27 protein-coding genes are annotated in these 26,923 nt (G+C 55.3%); 16 read left to right on the forward strand and 11 right to left on the reverse strand.

The genetic code is table 11. The features are described 5' to 3' along the window. Positions 1-95 precede the first annotated feature (95 nt). Positions 96-1,133, forward strand: coding sequence for a LacI family DNA-binding transcriptional regulator (locus INF58_RS02735; protein ID WP_193526953.1), 1,038 nt, complete (start codon positions 96-98; stop codon positions 1,131-1,133). Here INF58_RS02735 and lysA read toward each other — a convergent pair. Then, the gene (lysA, locus tag INF58_RS02740) at positions 1,103-2,365 is read right to left on the reverse strand and encodes a diaminopimelate decarboxylase (protein ID WP_193526954.1); all 1,263 of its coding nucleotides are present in this window, start codon (positions 2,363-2,365) and stop codon (positions 1,103-1,105) included. The genes INF58_RS02735 and lysA overlap by 31 nt on opposite strands. Positions 2,366-2,485: 120 nt before the next feature. Between lysA and INF58_RS02745 the strand changes: the two genes are divergently transcribed. After that, positions 2,486-3,412: a LysR family transcriptional regulator gene (locus INF58_RS02745; RefSeq protein ID WP_063869254.1), complete on the forward strand. Its 927-nt coding sequence runs from the start codon at positions 2,486-2,488 to the stop codon at positions 3,410-3,412. Here INF58_RS02745 and INF58_RS02750 read toward each other — a convergent pair. Further along, a complete protein-coding gene (locus INF58_RS02750) occupies positions 3,407-4,099 on the reverse strand; it encodes an aspartate/glutamate racemase (protein WP_193526955.1) in 693 nt (230 codons plus the stop codon). The two genes, INF58_RS02745 and INF58_RS02750, sit on opposite strands and share 6 nt — an antisense overlap. 135 nt (positions 4,100-4,234) lie before the next feature. Between INF58_RS02750 and INF58_RS02755 the strand changes: the two genes are divergently transcribed. Continuing rightward, positions 4,235-4,558 (forward strand): cupin domain-containing protein, encoded by a 324-nt coding sequence (locus INF58_RS02755; protein WP_193526956.1) that lies wholly within the window; start codon positions 4,235-4,237, stop codon positions 4,556-4,558. Between the two features lie 33 nt (positions 4,559-4,591). Here INF58_RS02755 and wzz(fepE) read toward each other — a convergent pair whose 3' ends face one another. Continuing rightward, on the reverse strand, positions 4,592-5,728 hold the full coding sequence (wzz(fepE), locus tag INF58_RS02760; protein ID WP_193526957.1) for an LPS O-antigen length regulator Wzz(fepE): 1,137 nt from the start codon (positions 5,726-5,728) through the stop codon (positions 4,592-4,594). 544 nt (positions 5,729-6,272) lie between these two features. Here wzz(fepE) and INF58_RS02765 point away from each other — a divergent pair. From INF58_RS02765 to INF58_RS02780, 4 genes are read left to right on the forward strand one after another with little or no spacing between them, the layout of a single operon-like run. Then, positions 6,273-7,163 (forward strand): carbohydrate ABC transporter permease, encoded by an 891-nt coding sequence (locus INF58_RS02765; RefSeq protein WP_063451951.1) that lies wholly within the window; start codon positions 6,273-6,275, stop codon positions 7,161-7,163. Then, complete coding sequence (locus tag INF58_RS02770) at positions 7,156-8,058, forward strand: carbohydrate ABC transporter permease (RefSeq protein WP_063869246.1); 903 nt, start codon at positions 7,156-7,158, stop codon at positions 8,056-8,058. The genes INF58_RS02765 and INF58_RS02770 overlap by 8 nt, the downstream gene beginning before the upstream one ends. Before the next feature lie 12 nt (positions 8,059-8,070). Then, complete coding sequence (locus INF58_RS02775; RefSeq protein ID WP_063451953.1) at positions 8,071-9,198, forward strand: ABC transporter ATP-binding protein; 1,128 nt, start codon at positions 8,071-8,073, stop codon at positions 9,196-9,198. Positions 9,199-9,211: 13 nt separating this feature from the next. Next, entirely contained in the window at positions 9,212-10,498 is a 1,287-nt protein-coding gene (locus tag INF58_RS02780) for an ABC transporter substrate-binding protein (RefSeq protein ID WP_063869240.1), read from the forward strand. 82 nt (positions 10,499-10,580) lie between these two features. On the opposite strand, the gene INF58_RS02785 is transcribed toward INF58_RS02780, so the two are convergent. The 3 genes from INF58_RS02785 to kduI form a co-directional block, all read right to left on the reverse strand. Then, positions 10,581-11,996, reverse strand: coding sequence for a sugar porter family MFS transporter (locus INF58_RS02785; protein WP_063869238.1), 1,416 nt, complete (start codon positions 11,994-11,996; stop codon positions 10,581-10,583). 312 nt (positions 11,997-12,308) lie between these two features. Then, positions 12,309-13,070, reverse strand: a complete 762-nt coding sequence (gene kduD / locus INF58_RS02790; protein WP_063451956.1) for a 2-dehydro-3-deoxy-D-gluconate 5-dehydrogenase KduD — start codon at positions 13,068-13,070, stop codon at positions 12,309-12,311. 63 nt (positions 13,071-13,133) lie between these two features. After that, on the reverse strand, positions 13,134-13,970 hold the full coding sequence (kduI, locus tag INF58_RS02795) for a 5-dehydro-4-deoxy-D-glucuronate isomerase (protein ID WP_063451957.1): 837 nt from the start codon (positions 13,968-13,970) through the stop codon (positions 13,134-13,136). A 300-nt stretch (positions 13,971-14,270) separates the two neighbouring features. Here kduI and INF58_RS02800 point away from each other — a divergent pair, with 300 nt between their 5' ends. Beyond that, a complete protein-coding gene (locus INF58_RS02800; protein WP_063451958.1) occupies positions 14,271-15,446 on the forward strand; it encodes an oligogalacturonate lyase family protein in 1,176 nt (391 codons plus the stop codon). 137 nt (positions 15,447-15,583) lie between these two features. Here the strand turns inward: INF58_RS02800 and INF58_RS02805 are convergent, their stop codons facing one another. The 3 genes from INF58_RS02805 to INF58_RS02815 form a co-directional block, all read right to left on the reverse strand. Further along, positions 15,584-16,267 (reverse strand): oligogalacturonate-specific porin KdgM family protein, encoded by a 684-nt coding sequence (locus tag INF58_RS02805; protein WP_193526958.1) that lies wholly within the window; start codon positions 16,265-16,267, stop codon positions 15,584-15,586. Between the two features lie 317 nt (positions 16,268-16,584). Then, a complete protein-coding gene (locus INF58_RS02810) occupies positions 16,585-17,763 on the reverse strand; it encodes an acetyl-CoA C-acetyltransferase (RefSeq protein WP_063869230.1) in 1,179 nt (392 codons plus the stop codon). Positions 17,764-17,855: 92 nt separating this feature from the next. Beyond that, positions 17,856-18,722 carry a LysR family transcriptional regulator gene (locus INF58_RS02815; protein ID WP_063869227.1) on the reverse strand — a complete coding sequence of 289 codons (867 nt, stop codon included), beginning with the start codon at positions 18,720-18,722 and terminating at the stop codon, positions 17,856-17,858. Positions 18,723-18,823: 101 nt separating this feature from the next. Here INF58_RS02815 and INF58_RS02820 point away from each other — a divergent pair, with 101 nt between their 5' ends. Further along, positions 18,824-19,288, forward strand: coding sequence for a multidrug/biocide efflux PACE transporter (locus tag INF58_RS02820; RefSeq protein WP_193526959.1), 465 nt, complete (start codon positions 18,824-18,826; stop codon positions 19,286-19,288). A 116-nt stretch (positions 19,289-19,404) separates the two neighbouring features. Beyond that, positions 19,405-20,634, forward strand: a complete 1,230-nt coding sequence (locus INF58_RS02825; protein ID WP_063869224.1) for an amino acid permease — start codon at positions 19,405-19,407, stop codon at positions 20,632-20,634. Between the two features lie 597 nt (positions 20,635-21,231). On the opposite strand, the gene INF58_RS02830 is transcribed toward INF58_RS02825, so the two are convergent. Then, on the reverse strand, positions 21,232-21,504 hold the full coding sequence (locus INF58_RS02830; RefSeq protein WP_063451963.1) for a GNAT family N-acetyltransferase: 273 nt from the start codon (positions 21,502-21,504) through the stop codon (positions 21,232-21,234). A 10-nt stretch (positions 21,505-21,514) separates the two neighbouring features. Next, on the reverse strand, positions 21,515-21,745 hold the full coding sequence (yjdI, locus tag INF58_RS02835; RefSeq protein ID WP_003862849.1) for a 4Fe-4S mono-cluster protein YjdI: 231 nt from the start codon (positions 21,743-21,745) through the stop codon (positions 21,515-21,517). A 453-nt stretch (positions 21,746-22,198) separates the two neighbouring features. Here yjdI and INF58_RS02840 point away from each other — a divergent pair, with 453 nt between their 5' ends. From INF58_RS02840 to cydB, 6 genes are all read left to right on the forward strand, one after another. Continuing rightward, complete coding sequence (locus INF58_RS02840) at positions 22,199-22,387, forward strand: general stress protein (protein ID WP_022651794.1); 189 nt, start codon at positions 22,199-22,201, stop codon at positions 22,385-22,387. A 90-nt stretch (positions 22,388-22,477) separates the two neighbouring features. Further along, positions 22,478-22,975 carry a ferritin-like domain-containing protein gene (locus INF58_RS02845; RefSeq protein WP_063451964.1) on the forward strand — a complete coding sequence of 166 codons (498 nt, stop codon included), beginning with the start codon at positions 22,478-22,480 and terminating at the stop codon, positions 22,973-22,975. Positions 22,976-23,038: 63 nt separating this feature from the next. After that, entirely contained in the window at positions 23,039-23,545 is a 507-nt protein-coding gene (locus INF58_RS02850) for a ferritin-like domain-containing protein (protein ID WP_107533669.1), read from the forward strand. Between the two features lie 17 nt (positions 23,546-23,562). Next, a complete protein-coding gene (locus INF58_RS02855; RefSeq protein WP_063869221.1) occupies positions 23,563-24,435 on the forward strand; it encodes a manganese catalase family protein in 873 nt (290 codons plus the stop codon). A 70-nt stretch (positions 24,436-24,505) separates the two neighbouring features. Next, positions 24,506-25,909, forward strand: coding sequence for a cytochrome ubiquinol oxidase subunit I (locus tag INF58_RS02860; protein WP_003862857.1), 1,404 nt, complete (start codon positions 24,506-24,508; stop codon positions 25,907-25,909). Then, positions 25,909-26,919 (forward strand): cytochrome d ubiquinol oxidase subunit II, encoded by a 1,011-nt coding sequence (gene cydB / locus INF58_RS02865; RefSeq protein WP_063451967.1) that lies wholly within the window; start codon positions 25,909-25,911, stop codon positions 26,917-26,919. Before INF58_RS02860 ends, cydB begins: the two co-directional genes overlap by 1 nt. Positions 26,920-26,923: the final 4 nt, after the last annotated feature.

Raw genomic sequence — 26,923 nt, forward strand, 5'->3', positions numbered from 1 at the left:
CGTGATCGTTATGGGGTTTTGCCCTCCCCACGTCGCTTATGCGCCGGATGGTCTGTGTTAAACTGCAAACCATTACGTGGAAACAGGAATTTCGAATGGCAACAATGCTGGATGTCTCACTGCGTGCGGGCGTGTCGAAGGCCACCGTTTCGCGCGTGCTGAACGGCACAGGTCAGGTTAAAGAGAGCACGCGTCAGCAGGTATTTCGCGCGATGGAGGAGCTGGGCTATCGTCCGAACTTTCTCGCGCGTTCGCTGGCTAACCAGACCAGCAACAGCATTGGTCTGGTCGTCTCGACCTTCGACGGTTTTTACTTCGGACGTTTGCTACAGCAGGCGTCGCGGCAGACCGAAACGCACGGTAAACAGCTGATTGTCACCGACGGCCACGATGCACCCGAACAGGAAGAACAGGCGGTGCAGATGCTCGCTGACCGCAAGTGCGACGCCATCGTGCTGTACACGCGTTACATGAGCGAAAAGACGATCCTGAAGCTGATCAACAGCGTGCAGACGCCGCTGGTGATCATTAACCGTGAAGTGAGCCAGGCGGCGGATCGCTGCGTTTTCTTTGAACAGCAGGACGCGGCCTTCAAAGCGGTGGATTACCTGATAAGCCAGGGCCATCGGGAGATCGCCTGTATCACCGTCCCGATCCACACGCCAACGGGTAAAGCGCGGCTGATGGGCTACCGTAAGGCGCTGGAGAAGCACGGTATTCGTCTCGACGAGCGGCGGATTAAATACGGCGATGCGGGCATGACGCGGGGTTACGAACTGTGCAAAGAGCTGATTGCGGAAAAGACGCCGTTCAGCGCCCTGTTTGCCTGTAACGATGATATGGCCCTGGGCGCCTCCAAAGCATTACACGAGGCCGGGCTGAAGATCCCGCAGGATATTTCGCTGTTTGGTTTTGATGATGCCCCCAGCGCAAAGTGGCTGGAGCCTGCCCTGTCGTCGGTGTATCTGCCGATCGATAACATGATCGTCACGGCCATCGACCAGGCGATCCGGCTGGCAAAAAACCAGCCGGTTGAGGCGATCCCGCCGTTCACCGGCACGCTGGTTTTACGCGATTCGGTGACAACGGGACCCTGGTTTAATCAGACCAGCTCTAACGCCAGCAGCTCCTGAATGGTCTGGCGACGGCGAATCAGCCGCGCCACGCCGTTATCGAACAGCACTTCCGGCAGCAGCGGGCGGCTGTTGTAGTTTGAAGACATCGACGCCCCGTACGCACCGGTATCATGCAGCACCAGATAATCTCCCGATTTTACCTCTGGCAGCGAACGGGTTTCGACTTTCCCGCCTTCCTGCTGAGTAAAGACGTCGCCGGATTCGCACAGCGGGCCGGCAACCACGGTGTCGATGCGCGGCGCGTTGACCAGATCGCGGCCATCGGCGGCCAGCGCCGTGATGTGGTGATAGCTACCGTACATGGACGGACGCATCAGGTCGTTAAAGCCAGCATCAATCAGCACAAAATGACGGCTTCCCATCTCCTTCACGCTACGCACCTGCGCCACCAGCACGCCGGCTTCGGCGACCAGGAAACGACCCGGCTCAATTTCCAGCTTCACCGCGTGGCCCAGATGGGCGGCGATGCTGTCGCGCGCGGCGCTCCATAGCCCGTAGTAATGATCCGTGTCGATCGCCTCTTCCCCTTCACGATAGGGAATGGACAACCCGCCGCCGGCGGAGATCGCCTCCAGATCCTGACCAAAATCGATCACCTGACGCACCATGGCGCCACAGACCTGCTCAAGGTGGCCGTAATCCACGCCGGAGCCAATGTGCATGTGAATACCCACCAGCTTAAGATCGTAGCGTTGTAACACCTCCAGCGCCGCGGGCATATCGGCATACCAGATCCCGTGCTTGCTGTTTTCGCCCCCGGTGTTGGTTTTCTGGCTGTGACCGTGTCCAAAGCCCGGGTTGATGCGCAGCCAGACGCGATGGCCAGGAGAGACCTGCCCAAGCTGCTCCAGCATATCCACCGAACCGGCATTGACCGGGATTTGCAGCTCGTGCACGCGCGCCAGCGTGGCGTCGTCAATCAGGTCGGCGGTAAAGACAATCGCGTCGCTATCGGCTTTGGGATCAAACCCCGCCGCCAGCGCACGTTCGATTTCACCCAGCGATACGGAGTCAACCTTTACGCCCTGCTCGCGCATCAGGCGCAGGATGTGAATATTGGAGCAGGCCTTCTGCGCGAAACGCACCACGTCAAACTGATGCAGCGCGGCGATCTTCTCGCGGACAATCTGCGCATCGTAGACCCACACCGGACAGCCGAATTCGGCAGGCAGGCGCAGCAGGTTATCGGCGTTCAAATCGGTTTCGGTCTGGTTGAGCGGGCGTGGCATGGTCGTCTCCGGAAATCTGTTTTTTATTATTACGCCATAGCCTGAAGAGAATAAAAAATATCGTTTTATGGTGAGTCTATGCAAAAATGATATGGATAACGCTCAGACACCAGGTGCCCTATGCCCGCCGTTAACCTACGCCATATCGAGATTTTTCATGCGGTGATGACCACCGGCAATCTCACTGAAGCCGCGCAGATGCTGCACACCTCGCAGCCCACGGTCAGCCGCGAGCTGGCGCGCTTTGAGAAGGTGCTGGGGCTGAAGCTGTTTGAACGCGCGCGCGGCAGACTGCATCCGACGGTGCAGGGGTTACGTCTGTTTGAGGAGGTTCAGCGCTCCTGGTACGGCCTGGACAGGATCGTGAGCGCGGCGGAGAGCCTGAGGGAGTTTCGCCAGGGCGAGCTGTCTATCGTCTGCCTGCCGGTCTTTTCCCAGTCATTTCTGCCGGTGCTGTTACAGCCGTTTCTGGCCCGCTATCCGGAGGTCAGCCTGACCATCGTGCCGCAGGAGTCGCCGCTGCTGGAGGAGTGGCTTTCGGCCCAGCGCCACGATTTGGGTCTGACCGAAACCCTCGTGACGCCCGCGGGCACGGAGCGCACGGAGCTGCTCTCGCTGGATGAGGTCTGCGTGTTGCCTGTCGGCCATCCGCTTAGCCACAAAGCGGTGCTGACGCCGGCGGATTTCCACGGCGAAAACTATATCAGCCTGTCGCAGACCGACAGCTACCGGCAGCTTCTGGACGGCCTGTTTGCCGAACATCAGGTGAAGCGGCGGCTGGTGGTGGAAACGCACAGCGCGGCATCGATTTGCGCGATGGTGCGCGCGGGCGTGGGTATTTCGGTGGTGAACCCGCTCACGGCGATGGATTACGCCAGCAGCGGAGTGGTCCTGCGCCGGTTTAGCGTTTCCGTTCCCTTTACCGTGAGCCTGATCCGCCCCCTGCACCGCCCCGCCTCAGCGCTGGTGGATGCCTTCAGTGAACACCTGATTGCGCACGCGCGTCAGGTGGCGCTTCGCTTACCTGACCTGCAAAAACCCTTATGACAGCATAAACTCCACCGCATCGGCGGCGTGAAGCGCGGCGGTATCAAATACCGGTATCGGGCTTTGGTCCGCCGGCACCAGCAGGCCAATTTCGGTACAGCCGAAAATTACCCCTTCCGCCCCCTGCTGGGCCAGTTTCTCAATTACGCTGACGTACCAGGCGCGAGAAGATTCGCTGAAGGTACCGAGGCAGAGCTCATCAAAAATAATCTGATTAATGCGTGCCCGGTCAGCCTCCTCCGGGATCAGGCTTTCTATCCCGAACTGACTGCTCAGCCGCCCGCGGTAAAAGTCCTGCTCCATGGTGTATCGCGTCCCCAGCAGCGCCACGCGCGTCATGCCGGCAGCACGTAAGGCTCGCCCGGTGGCATCCGCGATATGTAAAAACGGCAGCGAGCAGCGGTCTTCAATATGCGACGCCACCTTATGCATGGTATTGGTACACAGCAGAATACCCTGCGCCCCCGCACGCTCCAGCCCAAGCGCGGCGTCCGCCAGCATCTGCCCGGCTTTATCCCACTCCCCGCTCGACTGGCAGGCTTCGATTTCATGAAAATCCACGCTGTGCAGCAGCAAGCTGGCCGAATGCAGACCGCCAAGACGCTGTTTGACGCCTTCATTAATCAGGCGGTAGTACGGGATCGTTGATTCCCAGCTCATGCCCCCTAACAGACCGATCGTTTTCATTTTTCCTCCTGTGCGTTTCACCCAGTGAAGCAAACTTGTGATCGCCTTTCCAGTTATTTGGCTAATCGTTTCCTTTTATGCGTGGGTGAGATAAGTTAAATGAAACATTGTTTCATTACATGACAGGGCGAAAATATGTTTATTTTCCATAAAGACACCACGCTTGACGATCTGGGTAATGGCGTGACGCGTCGTATTCTGGCGCATGACGGCAGGATGATGGCGGTGGAAGTGAATTTTGAGCAAGGGGCGATTGGCCCGATGCATAACCACCCGCATGAGCAGCTCACCTACGTTCTTTCGGGCGAATTTGAATTTACGATTGGGGAAGAGAAGCATGTAGTGACGGCGGGCGACACTCTCTACAAAGCGCCGCACGTGATGCACGGCTGCATCTGCCTGAAACCCGGTACGTTGCTGGATACGTTTACGCCGGTACGCGAAGATTTCCTGAAATAAAAAAAGGCGCTCATTTGAGCGCCTTTTTTGATGTTACTCCGTCACCGGCTCAGGAAGCTGTTCCGGCAGCGGGTTGCGGGAGCTCATCGCCTCGCGCAGCAGCACGCTGCCACAGGCAAACAGTCCGCCCAAAACACACGCCAGCAGCACGATCAGGGCTTTGCCCGGACCATCTTTTTTCACCGGCATAGAAGGAGAAAGCTGGTATTTGAATGGCTCCAGGCTCACATCTTCGAACGAGAGTTTTTGCAGCTGTGCCAGATAGTATTCGCGGTTCTGGAAATCGGCGTTCAGCTCAGAAACGTCCTTCAGATTTTTTTCAATCTGCAACTTCTGCGCAATCCCGTCCGCGCCGAGCGCAACGGAGTAATCCGGATCGTCTTTCACTGCCTGTCCATTGCTGTAGACCGGCTTTTTGATCCCTGCCGCGTTCGCCACTTCCAGCGAGTAGTTGAGGCGTTGCAGGTTGGTATTGTGGATATTGGTCAGACGAACCCGATCCAGATCCAGCTGCTGTTGAACCGTTTTGGTTCTCAGGATCAGCTGATCGCGGATGTTTTGCATGGTCTCCTGCTCGACGATGCGGGAGATGTACTGAATATACCCGTTCAGCACCTTCTGCGCGTCCTCTGCCGTTGGGGCCGTGAAGCTTAACGTCCAGGAGAGGTACGGTGCTTTATCGGCATTCTTTTCCTGGGTGTTATCAATGGCCTTCATCTTTTCGGCAATATTGACCACCGCGCGGTGCAGCTCCAGCGGGTCAACCTCGGCGCCATCGAGCTGAGCCATCACGTAAGGCGAGCTCTTCATGTACTCTTCAAGCAGGGACTGGGACTGAAACTTTTTGATAAACAGATTAAACACATCCGCACGGGTGACTTTCACATCCACATCAAGCACCTGTAGCGCCACCATCATCTGGCGCAGCGAGCTCCACTGCGTCTGTTCCGCTGGCGTAATGACCGCTTTACTGGTCCACTTTTGCGGTATCAGGAAGGCGATTGCCAGGCCGACCAGTGCAAATGCGAACACAATGGTGACGATGCGTTTTTTTGCTGCCAGCAGGACGTCCAGCAGACCCAGAAGATCTATTTCTTTAGCGCTGACCGCCGGGGGAGCATATTGAGGAAAGTTGAGATCCGTATGTTGTTTGAAATCCATCGCTGACATAACTGTTCTTCTTTTAGGGATGCAGTGAAATTCTGCCTGACTGGTTCCGGTGTAACAAATCATACAAGAATGTAAGAATTATCTGAATGCCGAATTGATACATCTGTAGAGCTGCTATCAGATCTGGTAGTTAGCCACGCTGCGTGACTATTGTTATTCCCGCTCCCGATTTTGCCTCCTATCCCCTCGTCAGTGCCCGCGGCGATCGTCCGTGAAAAGTCAAAAATGCCACCTCCCTCACTATATTGAAACAGCGTTTCGACGCCGATCACATTTCCACCATTAAGCGCATGACGCAGAAATAAATCGCAATAATATAAAATAAAACGATGTTTTAGTATCCAAGAACGCCGGTTCAGCTCTTTTAAAACCCAAAGCGTTCCCGGCAATAACGAAAAATAAAAAACGTTAAAAAACAATCTACTGTTTTGCCACCACCCGACATTGCACTCTGAATTTCCTCTCTCATGCCGCGCAGTGCGGGCCTGAGAAAATGTAACAAAGCAGATTCCGTATTAAACCATTGATTGCCAGGTAGGTATGTATGAATGAAAACAAGCTGCTGGGGCTCGCATGGATATCACCCTACATCATCGGGTTGATACTCTTTACGGCATTCCCCTTCGTCTCGTCGTTTTTCCTCAGCTTTACGGATTACGATTTGATGAGCCCGCCGGTGTTTAACGGCATCGAAAACTATCGCTATATGTTTACCGAAGACACGCTCTTCTGGAAATCCATGGGCGTGACCTTTGCCTACGTATTTCTGACCATCCCGTTGAAGCTCGCCTTTGCATTAGGGATTGCCTTTGTCCTGAACTTTAAATTACGCGGCATCGGATTTTTCCGTACGGCCTACTATATTCCGTCGATCCTCGGCAGCTCCGTCGCCATTGCCGTCTTGTGGCGCGCCTTATTTGCGATCGATGGCCTGCTGAACAGCTTTATCGGCGTATTGGGTTTTGACCCGGTGAACTGGCTGGGAGAACCGTCGCTGGCGCTGATGTCCGTTACCCTGCTGCGCGTCTGGCAGTTCGGTTCCGCGATGGTCATCTTCCTGGCCGCGCTGCAAAACGTACCGCAGTCCCAGTATGAAGCGGCGATGATCGACGGTGCGTCTAAATGGCAAATGTTCATGAAAGTGACCGTGCCGCTGATTACACCGGTGATCTTCTTCAACTTCATCATGCAGACCACGCAGGCGTTCCAGGAATTTACCGGGCCGTACGTGATCACCGGCGGCGGGCCGACCTACTCCACCTACCTGTTCTCGCTCTACATCTACGACACCGCGTTCAAGTACTTCGATATGGGCTACGGGGCGGCGCTGGCGTGGGTGCTATTCCTGGTGGTGGCCGTCTTCGCCGGCATCGCCTTTAAGTCGTCGAAATACTGGGTGTTCTACTCCGCCGATAAAGGGGGCAAAAATGGCTGATATTCAACAACTTTCCACGGCAAGAAGCGTTGCGGAGCGCGAAGTGGCCCGCACGCTGCGCAGAGAGAAAATCAACGCCACCGTTCGCTACGCGATCCTGCTGTTTGTCGGCCTGCTGATGCTTTACCCGCTGGTATGGATGTTCTCGGCGTCATTCAAACCGAACCACGAGATCTTCACCACACTGAGCCTGTGGCCCGCCCACGCCACCTGGGATGGCTTCGTCAACGGCTGGAAAACCGGCACCGAGTACACCTTCGGCCATTACATGCTGAATACCTTTAAGTACGTCATTCCGAAGGTGATCCTGACCATTATCTCCTCCACCATCGTGGCGTACGGCTTTGCCCGCTTCGAAATCCCGTGGAAGAAGTTCTGGTTCGCCACGCTCATCACCACCATGCTGCTGCCCAGCACCGTGCTGCTGATCCCGCAGTACCTGATGTTCCGTGAGATGGGCATGCTGAACAGCTATATGCCGCTGTATCTGCCGCTGGCCTTCGCCACGCAGGGGTTCTTTGTTTTCATGCTGATCCAGTTCCTGCGCGGCGTCCCGCGTGACATGGAAGAGGCGGCGCAAATCGACGGCTGTAACTCCATTCAGGTGCTGTGGTACGTGGTGGTGCCGATCCTGAAGCCGGCCATTATCTCCGTCGCCCTGTTCCAGTTTATGTGGTCCATGAACGACTTTATCGGGCCGCTGATTTACGTCTACAGCGTGGATAAATACCCCATCGCACTGGCGCTGAAAATGTCCATCGACGTTACCGAAGGCGCGCCGTGGAACGAAATTCTGGCAATGGCGAGCATCTCCATTCTGCCATCCATCATTGTCTTCTTCCTGGCACAGCGCTACTTCGTACAGGGCGTCACCAGCAGCGGAATTAAAGGTTAAGAGGGAAATACCATGGCTGAAGTCATTTTTAACAAGCTGGAAAAGGTCTACTCCAACGGTTTTAAAGCGGTACACGCTATCGATCTGAAAATCGCCGAAGGGGAATTCATGGTGATCGTCGGGCCATCCGGCTGCGCCAAATCCACTACCCTGCGCATGCTGGCGGGGCTGGAAACCATCAGCGGCGGCGAGGTGCGCATCGGCGACCGGATCGTGAACAACCTCGCGCCGAAGGAGCGCGGTATTGCAATGGTGTTCCAGAACTACGCCCTCTATCCGCACATGACGGTGCGCGAGAATCTGGCCTTTGGCCTCAAGCTGAGCAAGCTGCCGAAAGATCAGATTGAGTCTCAGGTGAATGAAGCCGCCAAAATTCTTGAGCTGGAAGAGCTGCTCGACCGTCTGCCGCGCCAGCTTTCCGGCGGCCAGGCGCAGCGCGTAGCGGTAGGCCGTGCGATTGTGAAAAAGCCGGACGTGTTCCTGTTCGATGAGCCGCTTTCAAACCTCGACGCCAAGCTGCGCGCCTCAATGCGCATTCGTATTTCCGACCTGCACAAGCAGCTGAAGAAGTCCGGAAAACCGGCCACCACCGTTTATGTGACCCACGACCAGACCGAAGCGATGACCATGGGCGACCGCATCTGCGTGATGAAGCTCGGTCACATCATGCAGGTGGATACGCCGGACAACCTCTACCACAAGCCGAAGAACATGTTCGTGGCGGGCTTTATCGGCGCGCCGGAGATGAATATTCGCAGGAGCGTGCTGATCGAAAAAGCGGGCCAGCTGCACATCGCCATCGGCAATGAAACCATGCCGCTGAACGCGGAGAAGCAGGAGAAAGTCGCCGCTTATGCAGGTCAGGAGATTTTTTACGGCGTGCGCCCGGAGTTTGTCTCGCTTTCAGACGCGCCATTCCCGAACGGCGGCTGTAGCGGGGAGATGGTGCGCGTTGAGAATATGGGCCACGAATTCTTTGTGTACCTGAAAGTCGCGGACTACGAACTGACCGCCAGGATCCCGTCCGATGAAGCTAAGCCAATGATTGATAAGGGGCTTCATCGTAAGGTGTATTTCACGTTTGATATGAACAAATGTCATATTTTTGACGCAAAAACCGAACAGAACCTCTCTCTCTGATGGAGTGATAAAAATGAAAAAAGTGCTTTTAAGCGCAGCAATCTCCGCGACCCTGGGCCTGACCGCTTTGCCATCGATGGCGCAGAATGTGGATTTACGGATGTCCTGGTGGGGCGGCAATGGCCGTCACCAGGTTACCCTGAAAGCGCTGGAAGAGTTCCATAAACAGAACCCGGACATCAACGTGAAGGCGGAATACACCGGCTGGGACGGTCACCTCTCCCGTCTGACCACCCAGATTGCGGGCGGCACCGAGCCGGACGTAATGCAGACGAACTGGAACTGGCTGCCGATCTTCTCCAAAACCGGTGACGGCTTCTACGATCTGAACAAGATGAAGGACGTGATCGACTTAACCCAGTTCGATCCTAAAGAGCTGCAAACCACCACCGTGGACGGCAAGCTGAACGGCATTCCGATTTCAGTGACGGCGCGCGTGTTCTACTTCAATGACGAGACCTGGAAAAAAGCGGGTATTGCCTACCCGAAAACCTGGGATGAGCTGATGGCGGCCGGTAAAACCTTCGAGAGCAAGCTCGGCAAGCAGTATTATCCGGTCATCCTGGAGCACCAGGATACGCTGGCGCTGCTGAACTCGTACATGATCCAGAAGTACAACGTTCCTGCGGTGGATGAGAAAACCAAAAAGTTCAGCTACACGAAAGAACAGTGGGTGGAGTTCTTCCAGACCTACAAAAAGCTGATCGACAGCCACGTCATGCCGGACACCAAATACTATGCCTCGTTCGGTAAGAGCAACATGTATGAGATGAAGCCGTGGATCCAGGGTGAATGGGGCGGCACCTACATGTGGAACTCCACTATTAACAAATATTCCGACAACCTGAAGCCTCCGGCAAAACTGGAGCTGGGCAGTTATCCGATGCTGCCGGGCGCCACCGACGCGGGCCTGTTCTTCAAGCCAGCCCAGATGCTGTCGATCGGTAAATCGACCAAAAACCCGGAAGCAGCGGCGAAGCTGATTAACTTCCTGCTCAACAGCAAGGAGGGGGTCGATACGCTGGGCCTGGAGCGCGGCGTGCCGCTGAGCAAAGTAGCGGTACAGTATCTGACCGAAGACGGCACCATAAAAGAGGACGACCCTTCCGTGGCGGGCCTGCGTCTGGCGCAGTCGCTGCCGGCGAAACTGACCGTCTCGCCATACTTTGACGATCCGCAGATTGTGGCGCAGTTCGGTACCTCTTTGCAGTATATCGACTACGGCCAGAAAACAGTGGAAGAGACGGCCGCCGACTTCCAGCGTCAGGCGGAGCGTATTTTGAGACGTGCGATGCGGTAAACACAAAGCCGGGTGGCGCTTCGCTTACCCGGCCTACACGGTATCGTAGGCCCGGTAAGCGAAGCGCCACCGGGCAATTATATTACACGCCGATATTACGTAATTTCTCCCCTTTCATCAGCTTGCGTTCAATATGTTCCAGGGTCACGCCTTTGGTTTCCGGGATCAGCCAGAAGGTCACACCGATAAACGCCACGTTCAGTACCGTATAAAGCCAGAAGGTACCTGCCGCGCCAATTGCATCCAGCAGCGTCAGGAAGGTCGCGCCAATGATCATGTTCGACACCCAGTTAGTGGTGGTGGAACAGGTGATCCCAAAGTCGCGGCATTTCAGCGGCTGAATTTCCGAGCACAGGATCCACACCACCGGCGCGGCGCTCATTGCGTAACCCGCGATGCACATCATGGTCATGCCCACGGAGAGCCAGGAGAGGCCGCTTGACGCCGTGCCGTTATCAAACTGCATCAGGCAGTAGCCGAGGATCAGGGTGCCGAGCGCCATCACGCTAAAGCCAATTTTCAGCGCCGGTTTACGTCCGGCCTTATCGACGGTGAACACCGCGATAAAGGTCGCGAACATAAAGGTCAGCCCCACCACCAGCGTGGCGATCATCTGCTGTTCGGTCGTGGTAAAACCGGCCATTTTGAAGATGCGCGGGGCGTAATACATGATGATGTTCATCCCCGTAAACTGCTGCATCGCCTGCAACAGCATGCCGAGGAACACCGCGCGGCGCACGTTGCGGTTAGCCTTAAAGAGGGACCAGCCGCCCTGCTTCAGCTTCAGGCTTTCGCGGATTTCGTTTAGCTCTTCACGCGCTTTTTCAGACGTGTCGCGCAGCATGCGCAGCACCTCTTCCGCCTCCACGTGGCGTCCTTTTTGCGCCAGCCAGCGCGGGCTGTTCGGCAGGAAAATGACTAACACAATCAGCAGCAACGCAGGCAGCGCCAGCACGCCAAGCATTGCCCGCCAGTTACCGCTGTAGCTGAAGTACGTATCCGACAGAAACGCCAGCACGATACCGAGCGTCACCATCAGCTGATACATGCTGATCATCTTCCCGCGCACGTTTTCGCTCGCCATTTCCGAGAGATAAAGCGGCGCGGTGTAGGAGGCAATACCCACCGCGACGCCCAGCAGCACGCGGGACAGCAGCAGCACTTCAACGTTGGTGGCGAACGCCGAGCCAATGGAGCCGGCAACGAACAGGATCGCCCCAACCATCAGGCTGTATTTGCGCCCGAGGCGGAATGACAGCCAGCCGTTAAAGAGCGCGCCGATGGCCGCGCCCAGCATCATGCTGCTCACCACCCACTCTTGCAGGCGATTACTTAACGTAAAGTGATCGGTAATAAAGGGCAGCGCGCCGGCGATAACGCCAATATCCAGGCCAAACAATAAACCGGCGACGGCAGCCGCAACAGAAACAAACTGGTTCATGCGTCGGGTATCGCGCAACGCAGCGGGCATAAGGGTAGAGTCATTTATTGATGTCATAGTTTCCTGCCTCAACAGCGAAATTCGTTAAGTGAAATTACGAGATACCGGAAGAAAGTGTCAGGTCGGAACTGGTGAAGATATGGATTTTTTCGCTACGACATACCGATCTGTGATGGACATTACAATTTCAAATCAGGGCGATTTATCCTTATTTTTTATTAATTAGTTAATATCTAAGCAATAAATGTGTGATACCCGTCATCCATTCCTTTTCAGTATGGATTTTTCATCTTTAAGGATATGGATAAAGGCAATTTTGGCGTAAAAAAAACCTCCACCCGAGGGCAGAGGTTCTTTATTCAGGATGAATTAACGTGCCAGCCAGCCGCCGTCGACGGCAACGGTGTAGCCGTTAATGTAATCCGATGCCGGGGACGCCAGGAACACAACCGGCCCCATCAGATCGCTCGGCAGACCCCAGCGACCCGCTGGAATACGCTCCAGGATTGCCGCGCTGCGCTCTTCATCCGCACGCAGCTGCTGGGTATTGTTGGTGGCCATGTAGCCCGGCGCAATCGCGTTGACGTTGATGTTGTGCTGCGCCCACTCGTTTGCCAGCAGACGGGTCACGCCCATCACCGCGCTCTTCGATGCGGTGTAAGACGGCACGCGAATGCCGCCCTGGAAGGAGAGCATCGACGCGATATTGATGATTTTGCCGCCTTTACCCTGCGCAATGAAGTGCTTCGCCGCCGCCTGGGACATAAAGAACACGCTCTTGATGTTCAGGTTCATGACGTCGTCCCAGTCCGTTTCGCTGAAGTTAATCGCGTCTTCACGACGGATCAAGCCCGCGTTGTTAACCAGAATATCGATATGACCAAACTCCGCCACCGCGCGATCCAGCAGCTCAGGGATCCCGTCGATTTTGCGCAGGTCAGCGGTCAGGCTCAGGAAACGACGGCCCAGCGCGGTGACGCGCTCGATGGTTTCCGTTGGCTCAACGATGTTAATCCCAACGATATCACAGCCCGCTTCCGCCAGGCCTAACGCCATACCCTGCCCCAGCCCGGTATCACAACCGGAAACGACAGCCACTTTACCTTGCAGAGAAAATGCATCCAGAATCATGTTTGTTCCTTAATCGTTCAGCGCCTGTCACCAACAGGCAGATTTATGCTTAACTGCCTGCGGCTAGCGCAGATCCTTAACAGCGACGTGGTCCATATCATCGAAGACCTGGTTTTCACCGACCATACCCCAGATGAAGGTATAGGCTTTCGTCCCCACGCCAGAGTGGATAGACCAGCTCGGCGAAATGACCGCCTGCTCGTTATGCATAACGATATGGCGCGTTTCCTGCGGCTGTCCCATCATGTGGAACACGCAGGCATCTTCATCCATGTTAAAATAGAAGTAGACTTCCATGCGGCGCTCGTGGGTATGGCACGGCATGGTGTTCCAGAGGTTGCCCGGCGCAAGCTCGGTCAGCCCCATGCTCAACTGGCAGGTTTCCAGCACGTCCGGAACGAAGTATTTGTTGATGGTGCGACGGTTGCTGGTGAGGTTATCGCCAAGGGTCACCGGGGAAACGTCCGCAGGCGTCACTTTTTTGGTTGGGTAGTGGGTGTGTGCCGGGGCGCAGTTGTAGTAGAACTTCGCCGGTTTGCTGGCGTCGACGCTGGCAAAGACCACTTCTTTTGCGCCTTTACCGACGTACAGTGCGTCGCGGTGGCCGATCTCGTAGCACTGACCATCGACGGTAATGGTGCCCGGCCCGCCGATGTTAATCACGCCCAGCTCGCGGCGTTCAAGGAAGTAGCTCACGCCCAGCTGTTTGCCCACTTCACCGCCCACAGAGACGGTGTTCGCCACCGGCATAATCCCGCCCACAATAATGCGGTCAATATGGCTGTAGACCATGGTGTACTTATCGGCTTCGAACACCTGCTCAACTAAAAACTCACCGCGCAGCCCCTGGGTATCCAGCGTTTTTGCGTGCGCGCTGTGGATGCTTTGTCTGACTTCCACATCAACCTCCAGAATGGATCGTGCCCGAAGGCAAAGATAATTAACGAAACAACGTTCCGTTTTCGTGATGAGCACATATTATCCCCTGCCACAGCGCTTTTCAATTGCATTTAAAACATCGTTTCATTTTTTCTGCATGTTTATGCCGGAAATGGTGTTTCGATCACGATAAATCTATCAGGACGGTCTTCTTATCCATGAAACTGATAAATTGCGCTGTCAGTCACACATAATGAAACATTGTTTTGATAATTTAACACCCAGTTTTCAACCCACAATTCGCGTTCAAAGGAGTGCATTATGGCTAAAGGTATGCGGGTCAAGCTGAACTACGAGGTCAGCCGCGATCCGGATACAGGCGTGGAAGTCACCCGCCTGACCCCACCGGAAGTAACCTGTCATCGCAACTACTTTTACCAGAAGTGCTTCTTTAACGATGGCAGCCATCTGCTGTTCGCCGGGGAGTTCGACGGTCACTGGAACTATTACCTGCTGGACCTGAAAAACGCCGAAGCGGTGCAGTTAACTGAAGGCGCGGGGGATAACACCTTTGGCGGCTTCCTCTCCCCGGACGATAAATCCTTCTACTATGTGAAGAACGATCGCACCCTGCTGGAGGTGGATTTACAGACGCTGGCGGAGCGTGAAGTGTACCGCGTCCCGGAAGAGTGGGTCGGCTACGGTACCTGGGTTGCGAACAGCGACTGCACCAGGCTGGTGGGCATTGAAATTGCAAAACGAGACTGGACCCCGCTCAACGACTGGAAAATTTTCCACGACTTTTTCCACAAAGGGCCGCACTGCCGCCTGCTGCGCGTTGATCTGAAAACGGGTGAAAGCACCACCATTCATGACGAGAAGATCTGGCTGGGGCATCCCATTTATCGTCCGTTCGATGACAATACCGTGGCCTTCTGTCATGAAGGGCCGCATGACCTGGTTGACGCCCGCATGTGGCTGGTCAACGAAGACGGCAGCAACGTGCGGAAAGTGAAGACGCACGCGGAAGGTGAAAGCTGTACGCATGAATTTTGGGTGCCGGACGGCTCCGCGCTGATCTACGTCTCTTATCTGAAGGGCCAGCAGGGCCGCACCATCTCCCGCTTCAACCCGGACACCGGCATTAATGAAGCGGTAATGAACATGCCCGCCTGCTCGCACCTGATGAGCAATTTTGACGGCACCCTGCTCGTCGGCGACGGTTCCGGCACGCCTGTCGATGTGAAAGACACCGGCGGCTACACCATTGATAACGATCCTTATCTGTATGCCTTTGACGTGGCGAAGAAAGCGTTTTTCCGCATCGCCCGTCATGACACCTCCTGGGCTACGGTGGCGAACAGCCGCCAGGTAACCCACCCGCATCCGTCCTTTACGCCGGACGAAAAAGCGGTGCTGTACAGTTCCGATAAAGACGGCAAACCGGCCCTCTATATCGCGAAACTCCCCGAGCAACCTGAAATGTTGCATGCCTGACTTGAGTAAGTGTTTCTGTAACTGGCCTTGCCCTCCGATTCGGAGGGCTTTTTGTTGCGAAGAAGGTGGATTATCAGAGTTGTAGGCCGGGTAAGCGTAAGCGCCACCCGGCGGTTTTTAGCGAAGAAGGTGGATTATCAGAAGGAATACGCCACGCCTGCACGGAAGCGGGTCTGTCGTTCGTCGGTCTCTTTAACCCCCACGTTACCCACCTCAACATACGGTGCCCAGTTTTTATCCCATTTATAGGCCAGCTTGGCGTTATATTCGTTGGAATAATCTTTATTGTTATTTCGGGCCATCCCTTCAGCGCTTTTCGCGTAAACATAATTCAGCTCGGTACGCCAGTCACCTAATACCCAACCGACCCACGCATCACCACGGTTAACTTTATCATCGTCCTTATTTGAGCTTGACGGGTAGCGGGTATATTCGTAACGGTAACGCGCGGCGACGTAGAAACCATTATCGAAGCTATATTGCACATGCAGATTCGGTTTATAAATGGTGCGGCTGTCTGTACTTTCAATCGTAAACGCAGGGGTCAGGGCGATATTGTCCGTCGCTTTCCAGCGCCAGCTAATCTGATCTTCATGACCGTTCCCCACCACGTCGGCAAAAGGCTGATCCGCCTTGTCACCGCCGGATTTCCACTTCGCTTCAACGGAAAAACCGAAGCCATTATCAAAGCGATGCGAGACGGCAACACGGTCGGCATTCGAGCCGCTGTCGATATATTCGTGACGTAGATCGACGGTCACAGCGTGGGCCGAAAACGTGCTGGAAATAAGAGAGGCAAGGACCAGAGATTTTTTAAACATGAATAAACCCTCAATTAAAATATTGTTTCGTTTTTATGAAACTTGAGTTTATTTTTTATGCACCGTTATTTTAGTGACAAAGATCGAAATTATTTGTTTCATTTTTTTTGGCAAAGATCGACGTGAACCCCATCAACAAAAAAGGCGTATTACGCGTAAATTCCAGGAGTGAGATCACACTAAACACTTCGCAATGCGAATAATTAACCGCGCAATGAATATTGCGGGCTTCAGAAAGAACGCAAAAGCGTTAAAAAAGGATTCAGCGGGATAAAAAAACCTCCCGTAGGGAGGCTTGTTGTGTGCAGAGAGGGAAATTACCGTTCGATAGCCAGCGCCACCCCTTGCCCTCCGCCAATGCAGAGGGTTGCAATTCCTTTTCGGGCGTTACGCTTTTTCATTTCGTGGACTAAAGACACCAGAATACGGCAGCCAGAAGCGCCAATGGGATGACCCAGTGCGATCGCCCCGCCGTTAACGTTGACCCGCAGCGGATCCCATTCCAGCATTTTCCCGACCGAGATTGCCTGTGCAGCAAAGGCTTCGTTGACTTCAATCAGATCCACGTCGCTCAGCTGCCAGCCCGCCCGCTCCAGACAGCGGCGCGTGGCATAGACCGGCGCAATCCCCATTAACGCCGGATCAACGCCCACGCTGGCAAACGCCTTGATGCGCGCCAGCACCGGCAGATCCAGCTCCTGGGCTTTGCTTTCACTCATCATCATCACCGCCGCCGCACCGTCGTTGATGGAAGAGGCGTTGCCTGCCGTCACAGAACCCAGCGTTTCGAAGGCGGGATCGAGTTTTGCCAGCCCTTCCGCGCTGGCATCGGTGCGCGGCTGCTCGTCGGTATCCACGATGAGCGCTTCGCCGTTCTGGCGCAGGGTGCTGACCGGGACAATTTCATCGCGAAAGCGCCCGGAATCGATCGCCGCGCGCGCTTTTTGCTGCGAGCTGAGGGCATACGCGTCCTGAAGCTCGCGGCTGATACCGTATTCCCGCGCCAGGTTCTCCGCCGTCACGCCCATGTGGTAATCGTTAAAGGCGTCCCACAGCCCGTCGTGAACCAGACTGTCGAGCAGCTGGCTGTTTCCGAGCTGCGCGCCGGTCCGGCTGTCGGTCAGCACGTGCGGAGCGCGGCTCATGTTCTCCTGCCCGCCGGCAATGACCACGTCCGCTTCACCGCACTGGATGGCCTGCGTCGCAAGATGGAGCGCCTTCAGACCTGATCCACAGACGTCGTTGATGGTGATCGCCGAAACGGTGTTAGGCAGGCCGCCCTTCAGCGCCGCCTGACGCGCAGGGTTTTGTCCCGCGCCCGCGGTCAGCACCTGGCCCAGGATCACCTCATCAATTTCATGTGCGGCAATCCCGCTGCGTTCTACCAGCGCTTTTACCACCACGCTGCCAAGATCAACCGCAGAGTGACGCGCAAGCGCTCCCTGAAAACAGCCGATAGCCGTACGTAACGCACCCACTATAACGACATCTTTCATCACGACCTCTGTGCAAAATGACATGACGATAGTAGAGGATTGTTATCAACAATTGACGCAAATGTTTAAAATTAGTGAGTTTAGTCACAGGATTAGCGTGCGTCCTGCAAGTACTGGCGCAGCCAGCTTCCGGCGACGCCGGGCGGGGTGCGTTTGTTCCATAACAGATCGATAGCAATCGACCTCGGCCAGCCCGGCACGTTCAGCTGAACCAGCGATTTCGATGCAGCAAATTCATCCACCAGCGCGCAGGGCAATGCGCACCAGCCAAAGCCCTGTACCGCCATGCTCAACAGTAACAGGTAATTCGGCGCGGACCAGACCGGCCCGCGCGCAAGGGTGGCTTCCCGTTCGAGATAGGTACTCAGCCGCAGCTCGCGCCAGCCGTGCAGCTCGTCCGCCTGCGTCTCATGCTGCGCAGCCAGCGGATGTCCGGCAGAGACGTAGATAGCCATCCGCGTTTGCACGGGCAGACGGGTCGCGCCAATATCGGTCGGGTAGCTGTCGCGCGCTTCCGTCAGGCCAATTTGCGCCCGCTCCTTTTGCAGCAGGTCAATCACGTCTTCCTCTTCCCCAATCAGACACTCGAATTCCGTGTGCGGGAAACGCCGGTCGAACTGGCTCATCATCTCTTCCAGCACGGCCGGGTTGAGCGTATCGGAGAGAACAAAGGTAAAACGCGCCTCCGTTTGCGCCGTTAAGGATACGGCCAGCTCGTCGAGGCGCGCGCTGGCAGCGAGGATCGACTGGACATAGCCCAGCACCTGTTCACCCTGGGCGGTTAACACCGGGTGACGCGCCGAACGGTCGAACAGCTCAAACCCCAGGTCAGCTTCAAGGTTGGCGATGGAGGTGCTGATGGTGGACTGGCTTTTGCGCAGCCGTCGGGCCGCAGCGGAAAACGAACCAGCGGCGACGGTTTCAACAAACGCGGTCAGGGCTTCGGGAGAATAACGCATGATGTATCTACTTTATCGATGGATACCATCTTTTATATATCACCTTAAGCGATAAAAATAGGCGCCATTCATGCCCCTGCTGGCGAATTCATGAGGTAACTATGCAACATCAGGATGCACTCCAACGTAAATTGCCGGAGCGGATCTTCCACGCCGTCTGTTTTGAAGGCATTGCTACGGCGATCCTCGCCCCGACGGCCGCGTGGCTCATGCAGCGCTCGGTGCTGGAAATGGGTGGGCTCACCATTATTCTGGCGACCACGGCAATGCTCTGGAACATTATCTACAACTTTGGCTTCGACCGTTTCTGGCCCGTACAGCGGGTGAAGCGCACGGCGAAAGTGCGCGCCCTGCATGCGCTGGGTTTTGAATGCGGCTTTATCGTGATTGGTGTGACCATCGTTGCCGCCGTGCTCGGAGTGACGCTGCTTCAGGCATTCACGCTGGAAATTGGTTTCTTCCTGTTCTTCCTGCCGTACACCATGTTCTACAACTGGGCGTACGACACTCTGCGGGAGAAAATCATCAAGCGCCGCCAGCAGCGACGCGCGCTGGCAAGCGAATGATCCTCGGGCCGGAGGCGTTCTCCGGCCCTTCACCTGCGAAGCAACGGCGACCTCAACGCATAATTATGGTAAATTGCACTCCTTTTTGTTCGTTTTATAGTTGATACGTTGCTCTAATGTCGAAAATTTGGTCAAAAGAAGAGACTCTCTGGAGTTTCGCCCTCTACGGCACTGCCGTGGGCGCAGGAACCCTGTTCTTGCCCATTCAGCTCGGCTCTGCTGGCGCGATTGTCCTGCTGATCACCGCCCTTGTGGCGTATCCCTTAACCTACTGGCCGCACAAGGCGCTGGCGCAGTTCATTCTGTCATCGAAAACGAAAGGCAGCGAAGGGATCACCGGTGCCGTGACCCACTACTACGGTAAAAAGATCGGCAACCTGATCACCACGCTCTATTTTGTGGCCTTCTTTGTGGTGGTGCTGATTTACGCGGTGGCGATAACCAACTCGCTCACTGAGCAGCTGGCGAAACGGATGACGGTGGATACCGGCGTGCGGATGCTGGTGAGCTTTGGCGTGGTGCTGATCCTGAACCTCATCTTCCTGATGGGGCGGCACATTACCATTAAGGTGATGGGATTCCTGGTCTTCCCGCTGATTGCCTATTTCCTGTTTGTCTCGCTGTACCTGACGGGCAGCTGGCAGCCGTCGCTGCTGACCAGCCAGATGGCCGTCGATCGGCACACGCTGCATCAGGTGTGGATTTCCATACCGGTGATGGTTTTCGCCTTTAGCCATACCCCGATTATCTCGACGTTTGCCGTAGACCGTCGCGAGAAATACGGTGAAGAGGCCATGGGTAAATGCAAAAAAATCATGAAAGTGGCGTACCTGATCATCTGCCTTAGCGTGCTGTTCTTTGTCTTCAGCTGCCTGCTTTCGATTCCACCGTCCTATATCGTGGCGGCAAAAGAGGAAGGAGTGACGATCCTGTCTGCGCTGTCGATGATGCCGTCGTCCCCGGCATGGCTGGGCATTTCCGGCATTATCGTGGCGATTATTGCGATGTCGAAATCGTTCCTCGGCACCTATTTTGGCGTGATTGAAGGGGCAACGGAGATTGTGAGGTCGTCGCTGAATCAGGTGGGGGTGAAGAAAAGCCGCGCCTTTAACCGCGCCGTTTCCATTCTTGGCGTGTCGTTGATTACCTTTGCGGTCTGCTGCATCAATCCGAACGCGATTTCGATGATTTACGCCATCAGCGGTCCGCTTATCGCCATGATCCTGTTCATCATGCCGACGCTGTCGACGTACCTGATCCCGTCGCTAAAACCGTACCGCTCCATCGGCAACCTGCTGACGCTGATTGTTGGCGTGCTGTGCGTGTCGGTGATGTTTGTCGGTTGAGTACGTAGTTTTTCCGTTCACCTTACGGTTAGTTGTTAATTTTAACCCCTCAACCTGTGAACGGGATAAGGGGGCCACCGCGGCCCCCTTATCAATCCCCGCGGCCCCGCGGAAAATCGGTGCTTCGCACTGCGCTCACCTCCCGACAGTCTGCCTGCGGTCGGCTCAACTCGACATCCTGTCTCGATTCGCCTCTGGTCGCCATCCATGGCGCCCAGCCCTTGTCATCCAGTCTCCGGCTCGCCGATTTTAGCGGGGACTCAACACCCCTGCCCCATTCAGGCAGTGAAGAAGCTGGAGGAGGCATTTGTCCGGCTGAAAATCGCCGAATCGTTTCCTGGAGGCCGGGGCGACGCGCATGGATGCGCGTCGAGGGCGGCTTTACATGGACGTTACCTCCGCCCGTCCCCGATAAGCCATAAGGAATAAGATGAGGGCACCGCGAAGCGGCGATTTTCCTGCCGGGAGCCGGGATTGTTAAGGGGGCGGCGGTAGCCCCCTTAACACGTTCACCGCAGCGGGCGTTTCAGATAGCAAAGATGCTGTAGTGAACGGAACAATTCTACTGCTATACCAAAGAGCATCTTAGCCAGAAAATCACGCCCGAATATCGTCATACTCCCGCGTGTTATCAAATTCATGCTTCGCAAACGGGCACAGCGGGATAATTTTACGGCTCTCACCGCGCATCTTCTCCACCACTTTTGCCACCAGCTGCTTACCCACACCCTGCCCTTTCAGGCTCGGATCCACATCGGTGTGCTCGATAATACTCAAATGCTCGCCGGTCGGGACAAAGACGATCTCCGCCACCTGATTGCCTTCGGCGTCGTTGACGTAAAACTTGTTATGGCCTTCAAGAATATCCATGGTTCCTCGCTTATTTTTGGCGGTACTTCAGCGCACCGCTCGGGCAGGTATCAATTACGCGTACGACAGTTTCTGCATCCACTTCATCCGGTGCGATCCACGGTTTACGCTTCAGGTCGAACAGCGCCGCGCTGCCGCGCACGCAGTTGCCCGAGTGTTTGCAGATCCCGGTGTTGAAGTAGACATCGATTTTCTCACCGGTGTAGGCCCGGTATCCCGCATCCAGTAGCTCCTGATCCATGACATTGCCTCTGTAATTATTGTGGTGACAAATGCAGCATACCCTCACCCGTTCCGGCTGACCACGTCAAAAACGTCGTTCGGACACGTTGTTTTCGACTCGTTATTTCGCTTCTCACTTAAGACTATTCCGAATAAAAAGACGCTGGTCAGCAAGATATATTTTTGCGCTACGTCAATTCTTGTAATAATTCTCGCCGCGTTCACATTAAGATTATTAGCTAAGCGGATTCCTAACGAGCCAAGTTATTTCCCTCTAAGCAATGGATTTACTTCCGATTTTCAAAAGCCATAACGAAGCGGTATTTTCCCCGCCCCTCTGGAAATAGCGCAAAACAACCCAGACAGGAAATTTGACTCTTCTCACATAACGACTAATGTTAATTCCTGAACGACAACTGATACGAATTACTTATCGTATCTCCTGACATAAACGCAACATGAGGGTTGATATATGGCAGAGCAACATCGTGGTGGTTCCGGTAATTTCGCTGAAGACCGTGAGAAAGCATCAGAAGCTGGACGTAAAGGCGGCCAGCACAGCGGCGGTAATTTCAAAAACGATCCGCAACGCGCATCTGAAGCGGGTAAGAAAGGGGGACAGAACAGTCACGGCGGAGGCCGTAAATCTGATAACTCCTGATCTTATTTAAAGCTCTTATAAATATACCGAGAGCATGCTGCGGGCCCGTCGGCTCGCAGTACCTTCCCTTTATTTCACTGGAGCGAATATATGAATATGAAAAGTGTTGAAGATGTATTTATACACCTGTTATCCGATACTTACAGCGCTGAGAAGCAGCTGACCCGCGCGTTAAGCAAATTAGCCCGCGCCGCATCCAGCGAGAAGCTGAGCGCCGCGTTCACGGCTCACCTCGAAGAGACGCAGGGACAGATCGAACGTATCGATCAGATTATTGAGCAGGAATCTGGCCTCAAGCTCAAGCGCATGAAATGCGTTGCGATGGAAGGCTTAATTGAAGAAGCCAACGAAGTGATTGAGAGCACAGAGAAAAATGAAGTTCGTGATGCCGCCTTAATTGCCGCTGCGCAGAAAGTCGAGCACTACGAAATTGCCAGCTACGGCACCCTGGCCACCCTGGCAGAACAATTAGGCTATAAAAAAGCCGTTAAACTTCTTGCCGAAACGCTGGAAGAAGAAAAAGAAACCGATCTCAAATTAACCGATCTGGCTGTCGGCAATATTAATCAAAAAGCCCAGAAAGGATAAATACTAATTTGATGAGCATCAGCACCAAAAATTAACCAGAATATAAACTACCAGGAGTTAATTATGAATCATGTAGAACACTACCATGATTGGCTACGCGATGCCCATGCGATGGAAAAGCAAGCCGAATCAATGCTGGAATCAATGGCCAGCCGTATCGATAATTATCCCGACTTACGTGCACGAATTGAACAACACGTTAATGAGACTAAACATCAAATTACCGTGCTGGAAGAAATTCTCGACCGCAACGATATTTCCCGCTCGGTCATCAAAGACTCTATGAGCAAAATGGCGGCACTCGGCCAGTCCATTGGCGGCATGTTCCCTTCCGATGAAATTGTTAAAGGCTCTATCAGCGGCTACGTTTTTGAGCAGTTTGAAATTGCCTGCTACACCTCCCTGCTGGCTGCGGCCAGGAAAGCGGGCGATACCGCCTCCATTCCTGCCATTGAGTCCATTCTGGAAGAAGAGCGCCAGATGGCGGACTGGCTGATTCAACATATCCCTCAGACGACGGAACAGTTCCTGCTGCGTTCCGACGCGGACGGCGTTGAAGCGAAAAAATAACGGAAGAGGGAGAACCTATGTTTCGACACGTAAAACAGCTGCAATACACGGTCCGCGTAGCCGAACCGAATCCGGGCCTGGCCAACCTGCTGCTTGAGCAGTTTGGCGGGCCACAGGGCGAACTTGCCGCGGCATGTCGTTACTTTACGCAGGGACTGAGCGACGACGATCCCGGTCGTAAAGATATGCTGATGGATATCGCGACCGAGGAGTTAAGCCACCTGGAAATTATCGGCACCCTGGTGGGTATGCTGAATAAGGGTGCGAAAGGTGAGCTGGCGGAAGGCGTTGAAAATGAAGCGGAGCTGTACCGGTCCATGACCGAGAACGGCAACGACAGTCATATCACCTCCCTGCTCTACGGTGGCGGCACGCCGCTGACCAACTCCGCGGGCGTGCCCTGGACGGCAGCCTATGTAGATACCATTGGCGAACCCACAGCCGACCTGCGCTCTAACATAGCGGCAGAGGCGCGCGCCAAGATTATCTACGAGCGGTTGATTAACGTAACGGACGATCCGGGTGTTAAAGATGCGCTGGCGTTTCTAATGACGCGTGAGGCAGCGCACCAGCTCTCATTTGAGAAGGCACTCCAGTCGATCCGTAACAATTTCCCACCGGGTAAACTGCCGCCAATCGAAGAGTACACCAACAAGTACTACAATATGTCTGAGGGGGGAGAAGTTCGCGGCAGCTGGAACAGCGATAAGCACTTCGACTACGTGGAATCTCCTCAGCCAGCGGTCGATGGTGGTGACGGTGGCGCAAGCGTGACGCTCACAACAGAGCAGGCCACGCTGGTCAAAGCGATGTGCGCGCGCACGAAATCCGATCCTGATGCCGATCCGCTTACCGGCGCCGAGCTTGGTGCGGGTAAGAAAAAACCGTAACCGGTTTTGCCAGGCCGCCTGAGGCTGCCTGGCAATACCATGTGCGCTATCAGTTCCAGAGGTACGGAGCATGTTCGAGCTCGATGCGTTTCATCTGGCCAGGATCCAGTTCGCCTTTACCGTCTCTTTTCATATTCTCTTCCCTGCGATCACCATCGGGCTTGCGAGCTATCTGGTGGTACTCGAAGGCATGTGGCTTCGCACAAAAAACGATGTCTGGCGCTCGCTATACCATTTCTGGCTAAAGATTTTCGCCGTGAACTTTGGCATGGGCGTGGTTTCCGGGCTGGTGATGGCTTACCAGTTTGGCACTAACTGGAGCGGCTTTTCCCAGTTCGCGGGCAGCATAACCGGCCCCCTTCTCACCTATGAAGTTTTAACTGCCTTCTTCCTGGAAGCCGGTTTCCTGGGCGTGATGCTGTTCGGCTGGAACAAGGTTGGCCCCGGCCTGCACTTCTTTGCCACCTGCATGGTGGCGCTGGGCACGCTGATGTCCACCTTCTGGATCCTCGCCTCCAACAGCTGGATGCACACCCCGCAGGGCTTCAGTATTCAGAACGGACAGGTTATTCCCGAAGACTGGCTGGCCATCATCTTTAACCCCTCTTTCCCTTACCGCCTGATCCATATGTCCATTGCCGCCTTCCTGTGCAGCGCCTTGTTTGTGGGCGCGTCCGGGGCATGGCATCTCCTGCGCGGTAACGATACGCCCGCGATCCGCAAGATGTTCTCCATGGCCATGTGGATGGCGCTGCTGGTCGCACCCATTCAGGCCGTGGTCGGGGATATGCACGGACTGAATACGCTTGAGCATCAGCCGGCCAAAATCGCCGCGATTGAAGGCCACTGGGAAAATCCGCCGGGCGAGGCCACCCCGCTGCTGCTGTTTGGCGTACCGGATATGGAAGAAGAGCGCACCAAATACGGGCTTGAAATTCCGGCCCTCGGCAGCCTGATCCTGACGCACAGCCTGGATAAACAGGTGCCTGCGCTAAAAGATTTCCCGAAAGAGGACCGTCCGAACTCGCTCATCGTCTTCTGGTCCTTCCGCATTATGGTCGGCATGGGCCTGCTGATGATTACGCTTGGCGTGCTGAGCGTCTGGCTGCGCTATCGCCGTCGGCTTTACCACTCCCGGCCATTCCACTGGTTTGCCCTCTGCATGGGGCCAGCCGGACTGCTCGCGCTGCTCGCCGGATGGGTCACCACCGAGGTAGGCCGTCAGCCGTGGGTCGTCTACGGCTATCTGCGCACGATAGACGCGGTGTCTCTGCACAGCACGTTGCAGATGAGCATCAGCCTGCTGGCCTTTATCGTGGTTTACTGTTCAGTGTTTGGCGTGGGCTATGTGTATCTCGCCCGGTTAATTAAGAAAGGGCCACAGCCTGTCGGCACGCTGACGTCTAACACGTCGGGCACCCCTGCCCGTCCGCTGTCCGCCGCCGAGTCCGTTCCGGAAGAGGAGAAGATCTGATGGGCGTCGATATCCCGGTCATCTGGTTTGCCATTATTGTCTTCGCCACGCTGATGTACATCATCATGGACGGCTTCGATCTCGGTATCGGCATGCTGTTCAGCTTTGTGGGCGATGCCAAAGAGCGCGACGTGATGGTGAACAGCGTCGCCCCGGTCTGGGACGGAAATGAAACCTGGCTGGTTCTCGGCGGCGCGGGGCTGTTCGGCGCGTTCCCGCTGGCCTACGCGGTGATTATCGATGCTCTGACCATCCCGCTGACGGCCATGCTGATCGGGCTGATTTTCCGCGGCGTCGCGTTTGAGTTTCGCTTCAAGGCAACCCCTTCCCACCGCAAGTTCTGGGATTACTCCTTTGCTGGCGGCTCCCTGCTCGCGACCTTCAGCCAGGGGATCGTGGTCGGCGCGATGATCAACGGCTTTGACGTCGAAGGGCGACGCTTTGTCGGTTCCTCGCTGGACTGGTTCACGCCGTTCAACCTGTTCTGCGGGCTGGGCTTAATTGTCGCCTATACCCTGCTGGCCACCACGTGGCTAATCATGAAAAGCGAAGGGGCGCTGCAAAACCGAATGCGCGAGCTGACCCGTCACGTGCTGCTGGCGCTGATCGCCGTCATTGCGGTGGTGAGCATCTGGACGCCACTCGGCTGGCAGTTTGTCGCCGAGCGCTGGTTCACTCTGCCCAACTTCTTCTGGTTCCTGCCGGTCCCTGTACTGGTGGCGGTATTCAGCCTGTGGATCTGGCGGCTGACGCGCAATCCCGACAGCCACGCCCGCCCGTTCCTGCTGACGCTGGGCTTAATCTTTCTCGGCTTTAGCGGGCTGGGCATCAGCCTGTGGCCACACATTATTCCGCCGCACATTACCCTGTGGGAAGCCTCCGCGCCGCCTGCCAGCCAGCTGTTTATGCTGATCGGCACGCTGCTCATCGTTCCGGTGATCCTGGTTTACACCGCCTGGAGCTACTACGTCTTCCGGGGCAAAGTGTCTGATACCGAAGGTTATCACTAAGGAT

Source organism: Enterobacter cloacae complex sp. P24RS, from assembly GCF_014982165.1.
GTDB classification, from domain to species: Bacteria; Pseudomonadota; Gammaproteobacteria; order Enterobacterales; family Enterobacteriaceae; genus Enterobacter; species Enterobacter quasihormaechei.

What these genes read in the sequence shown, in the direction of transcription:
- INF58_RS02785 (WP_063869238.1), bottom strand. Translation starts at nt 11,996, where the DNA reads ATGACATCAATAAATGACTCTACCCTTATGCCCGCTGCGTTGCGCGAT.
- INF58_RS02850 (WP_107533669.1), top strand. Translation starts at nt 23,039, where the DNA reads ATGAATCATGTAGAACACTACCATGATTGGCTACGCGATGCCCATGCG.
- INF58_RS02810 (WP_063869230.1), bottom strand. Translation starts at nt 17,763, where the DNA reads ATGAAAGATGTCGTTATAGTGGGTGCGTTACGTACGGCTATCGGCTGT.
- INF58_RS02775 (WP_063451953.1), top strand. Translation starts at nt 8,071, where the DNA reads ATGGCTGAAGTCATTTTTAACAAGCTGGAAAAGGTCTACTCCAACGGT.
- INF58_RS02755 (WP_193526956.1), top strand. Translation starts at nt 4,235, where the DNA reads ATGTTTATTTTCCATAAAGACACCACGCTTGACGATCTGGGTAATGGC.
- INF58_RS02855 (WP_063869221.1), top strand. Translation starts at nt 23,563, where the DNA reads ATGTTTCGACACGTAAAACAGCTGCAATACACGGTCCGCGTAGCCGAA.
- INF58_RS02840 (WP_022651794.1), top strand. Translation starts at nt 22,199, where the DNA reads ATGGCAGAGCAACATCGTGGTGGTTCCGGTAATTTCGCTGAAGACCGT.
- INF58_RS02765 (WP_063451951.1), top strand. Translation starts at nt 6,273, where the DNA reads ATGAATGAAAACAAGCTGCTGGGGCTCGCATGGATATCACCCTACATC.
- INF58_RS02745 (WP_063869254.1), top strand. Translation starts at nt 2,486, where the DNA reads ATGCCCGCCGTTAACCTACGCCATATCGAGATTTTTCATGCGGTGATG.
- yjdI (WP_003862849.1), bottom strand. Translation starts at nt 21,745, where the DNA reads ATGGATCAGGAGCTACTGGATGCGGGATACCGGGCCTACACCGGTGAG.
- INF58_RS02780 (WP_063869240.1), top strand. Translation starts at nt 9,212, where the DNA reads ATGAAAAAAGTGCTTTTAAGCGCAGCAATCTCCGCGACCCTGGGCCTG.
- INF58_RS02800 (WP_063451958.1), top strand. Translation starts at nt 14,271, where the DNA reads ATGGCTAAAGGTATGCGGGTCAAGCTGAACTACGAGGTCAGCCGCGAT.
- INF58_RS02805 (WP_193526958.1), bottom strand. Translation starts at nt 16,267, where the DNA reads ATGTTTAAAAAATCTCTGGTCCTTGCCTCTCTTATTTCCAGCACGTTT.
- INF58_RS02750 (WP_193526955.1), bottom strand. Translation starts at nt 4,099, where the DNA reads ATGAAAACGATCGGTCTGTTAGGGGGCATGAGCTGGGAATCAACGATC.
- INF58_RS02770 (WP_063869246.1), top strand. Translation starts at nt 7,156, where the DNA reads ATGGCTGATATTCAACAACTTTCCACGGCAAGAAGCGTTGCGGAGCGC.
- INF58_RS02825 (WP_063869224.1), top strand. Translation starts at nt 19,405, where the DNA reads ATGTCGAAAATTTGGTCAAAAGAAGAGACTCTCTGGAGTTTCGCCCTC.
- INF58_RS02735 (WP_193526953.1), top strand. Translation starts at nt 96, where the DNA reads ATGGCAACAATGCTGGATGTCTCACTGCGTGCGGGCGTGTCGAAGGCC.
- cydB (WP_063451967.1), top strand. Translation starts at nt 25,909, where the DNA reads ATGGGCGTCGATATCCCGGTCATCTGGTTTGCCATTATTGTCTTCGCC.
- kduD (WP_063451956.1), bottom strand. Translation starts at nt 13,070, where the DNA reads ATGATTCTGGATGCATTTTCTCTGCAAGGTAAAGTGGCTGTCGTTTCC.
- INF58_RS02820 (WP_193526959.1), top strand. Translation starts at nt 18,824, where the DNA reads ATGCAACATCAGGATGCACTCCAACGTAAATTGCCGGAGCGGATCTTC.
- lysA (WP_193526954.1), bottom strand. Translation starts at nt 2,365, where the DNA reads ATGCCACGCCCGCTCAACCAGACCGAAACCGATTTGAACGCCGATAAC.
- INF58_RS02815 (WP_063869227.1), bottom strand. Translation starts at nt 18,722, where the DNA reads ATGCGTTATTCTCCCGAAGCCCTGACCGCGTTTGTTGAAACCGTCGCC.
- INF58_RS02860 (WP_003862857.1), top strand. Translation starts at nt 24,506, where the DNA reads ATGTTCGAGCTCGATGCGTTTCATCTGGCCAGGATCCAGTTCGCCTTT.
- INF58_RS02830 (WP_063451963.1), bottom strand. Translation starts at nt 21,504, where the DNA reads ATGGATATTCTTGAAGGCCATAACAAGTTTTACGTCAACGACGCCGAA.
- INF58_RS02845 (WP_063451964.1), top strand. Translation starts at nt 22,478, where the DNA reads ATGAATATGAAAAGTGTTGAAGATGTATTTATACACCTGTTATCCGAT.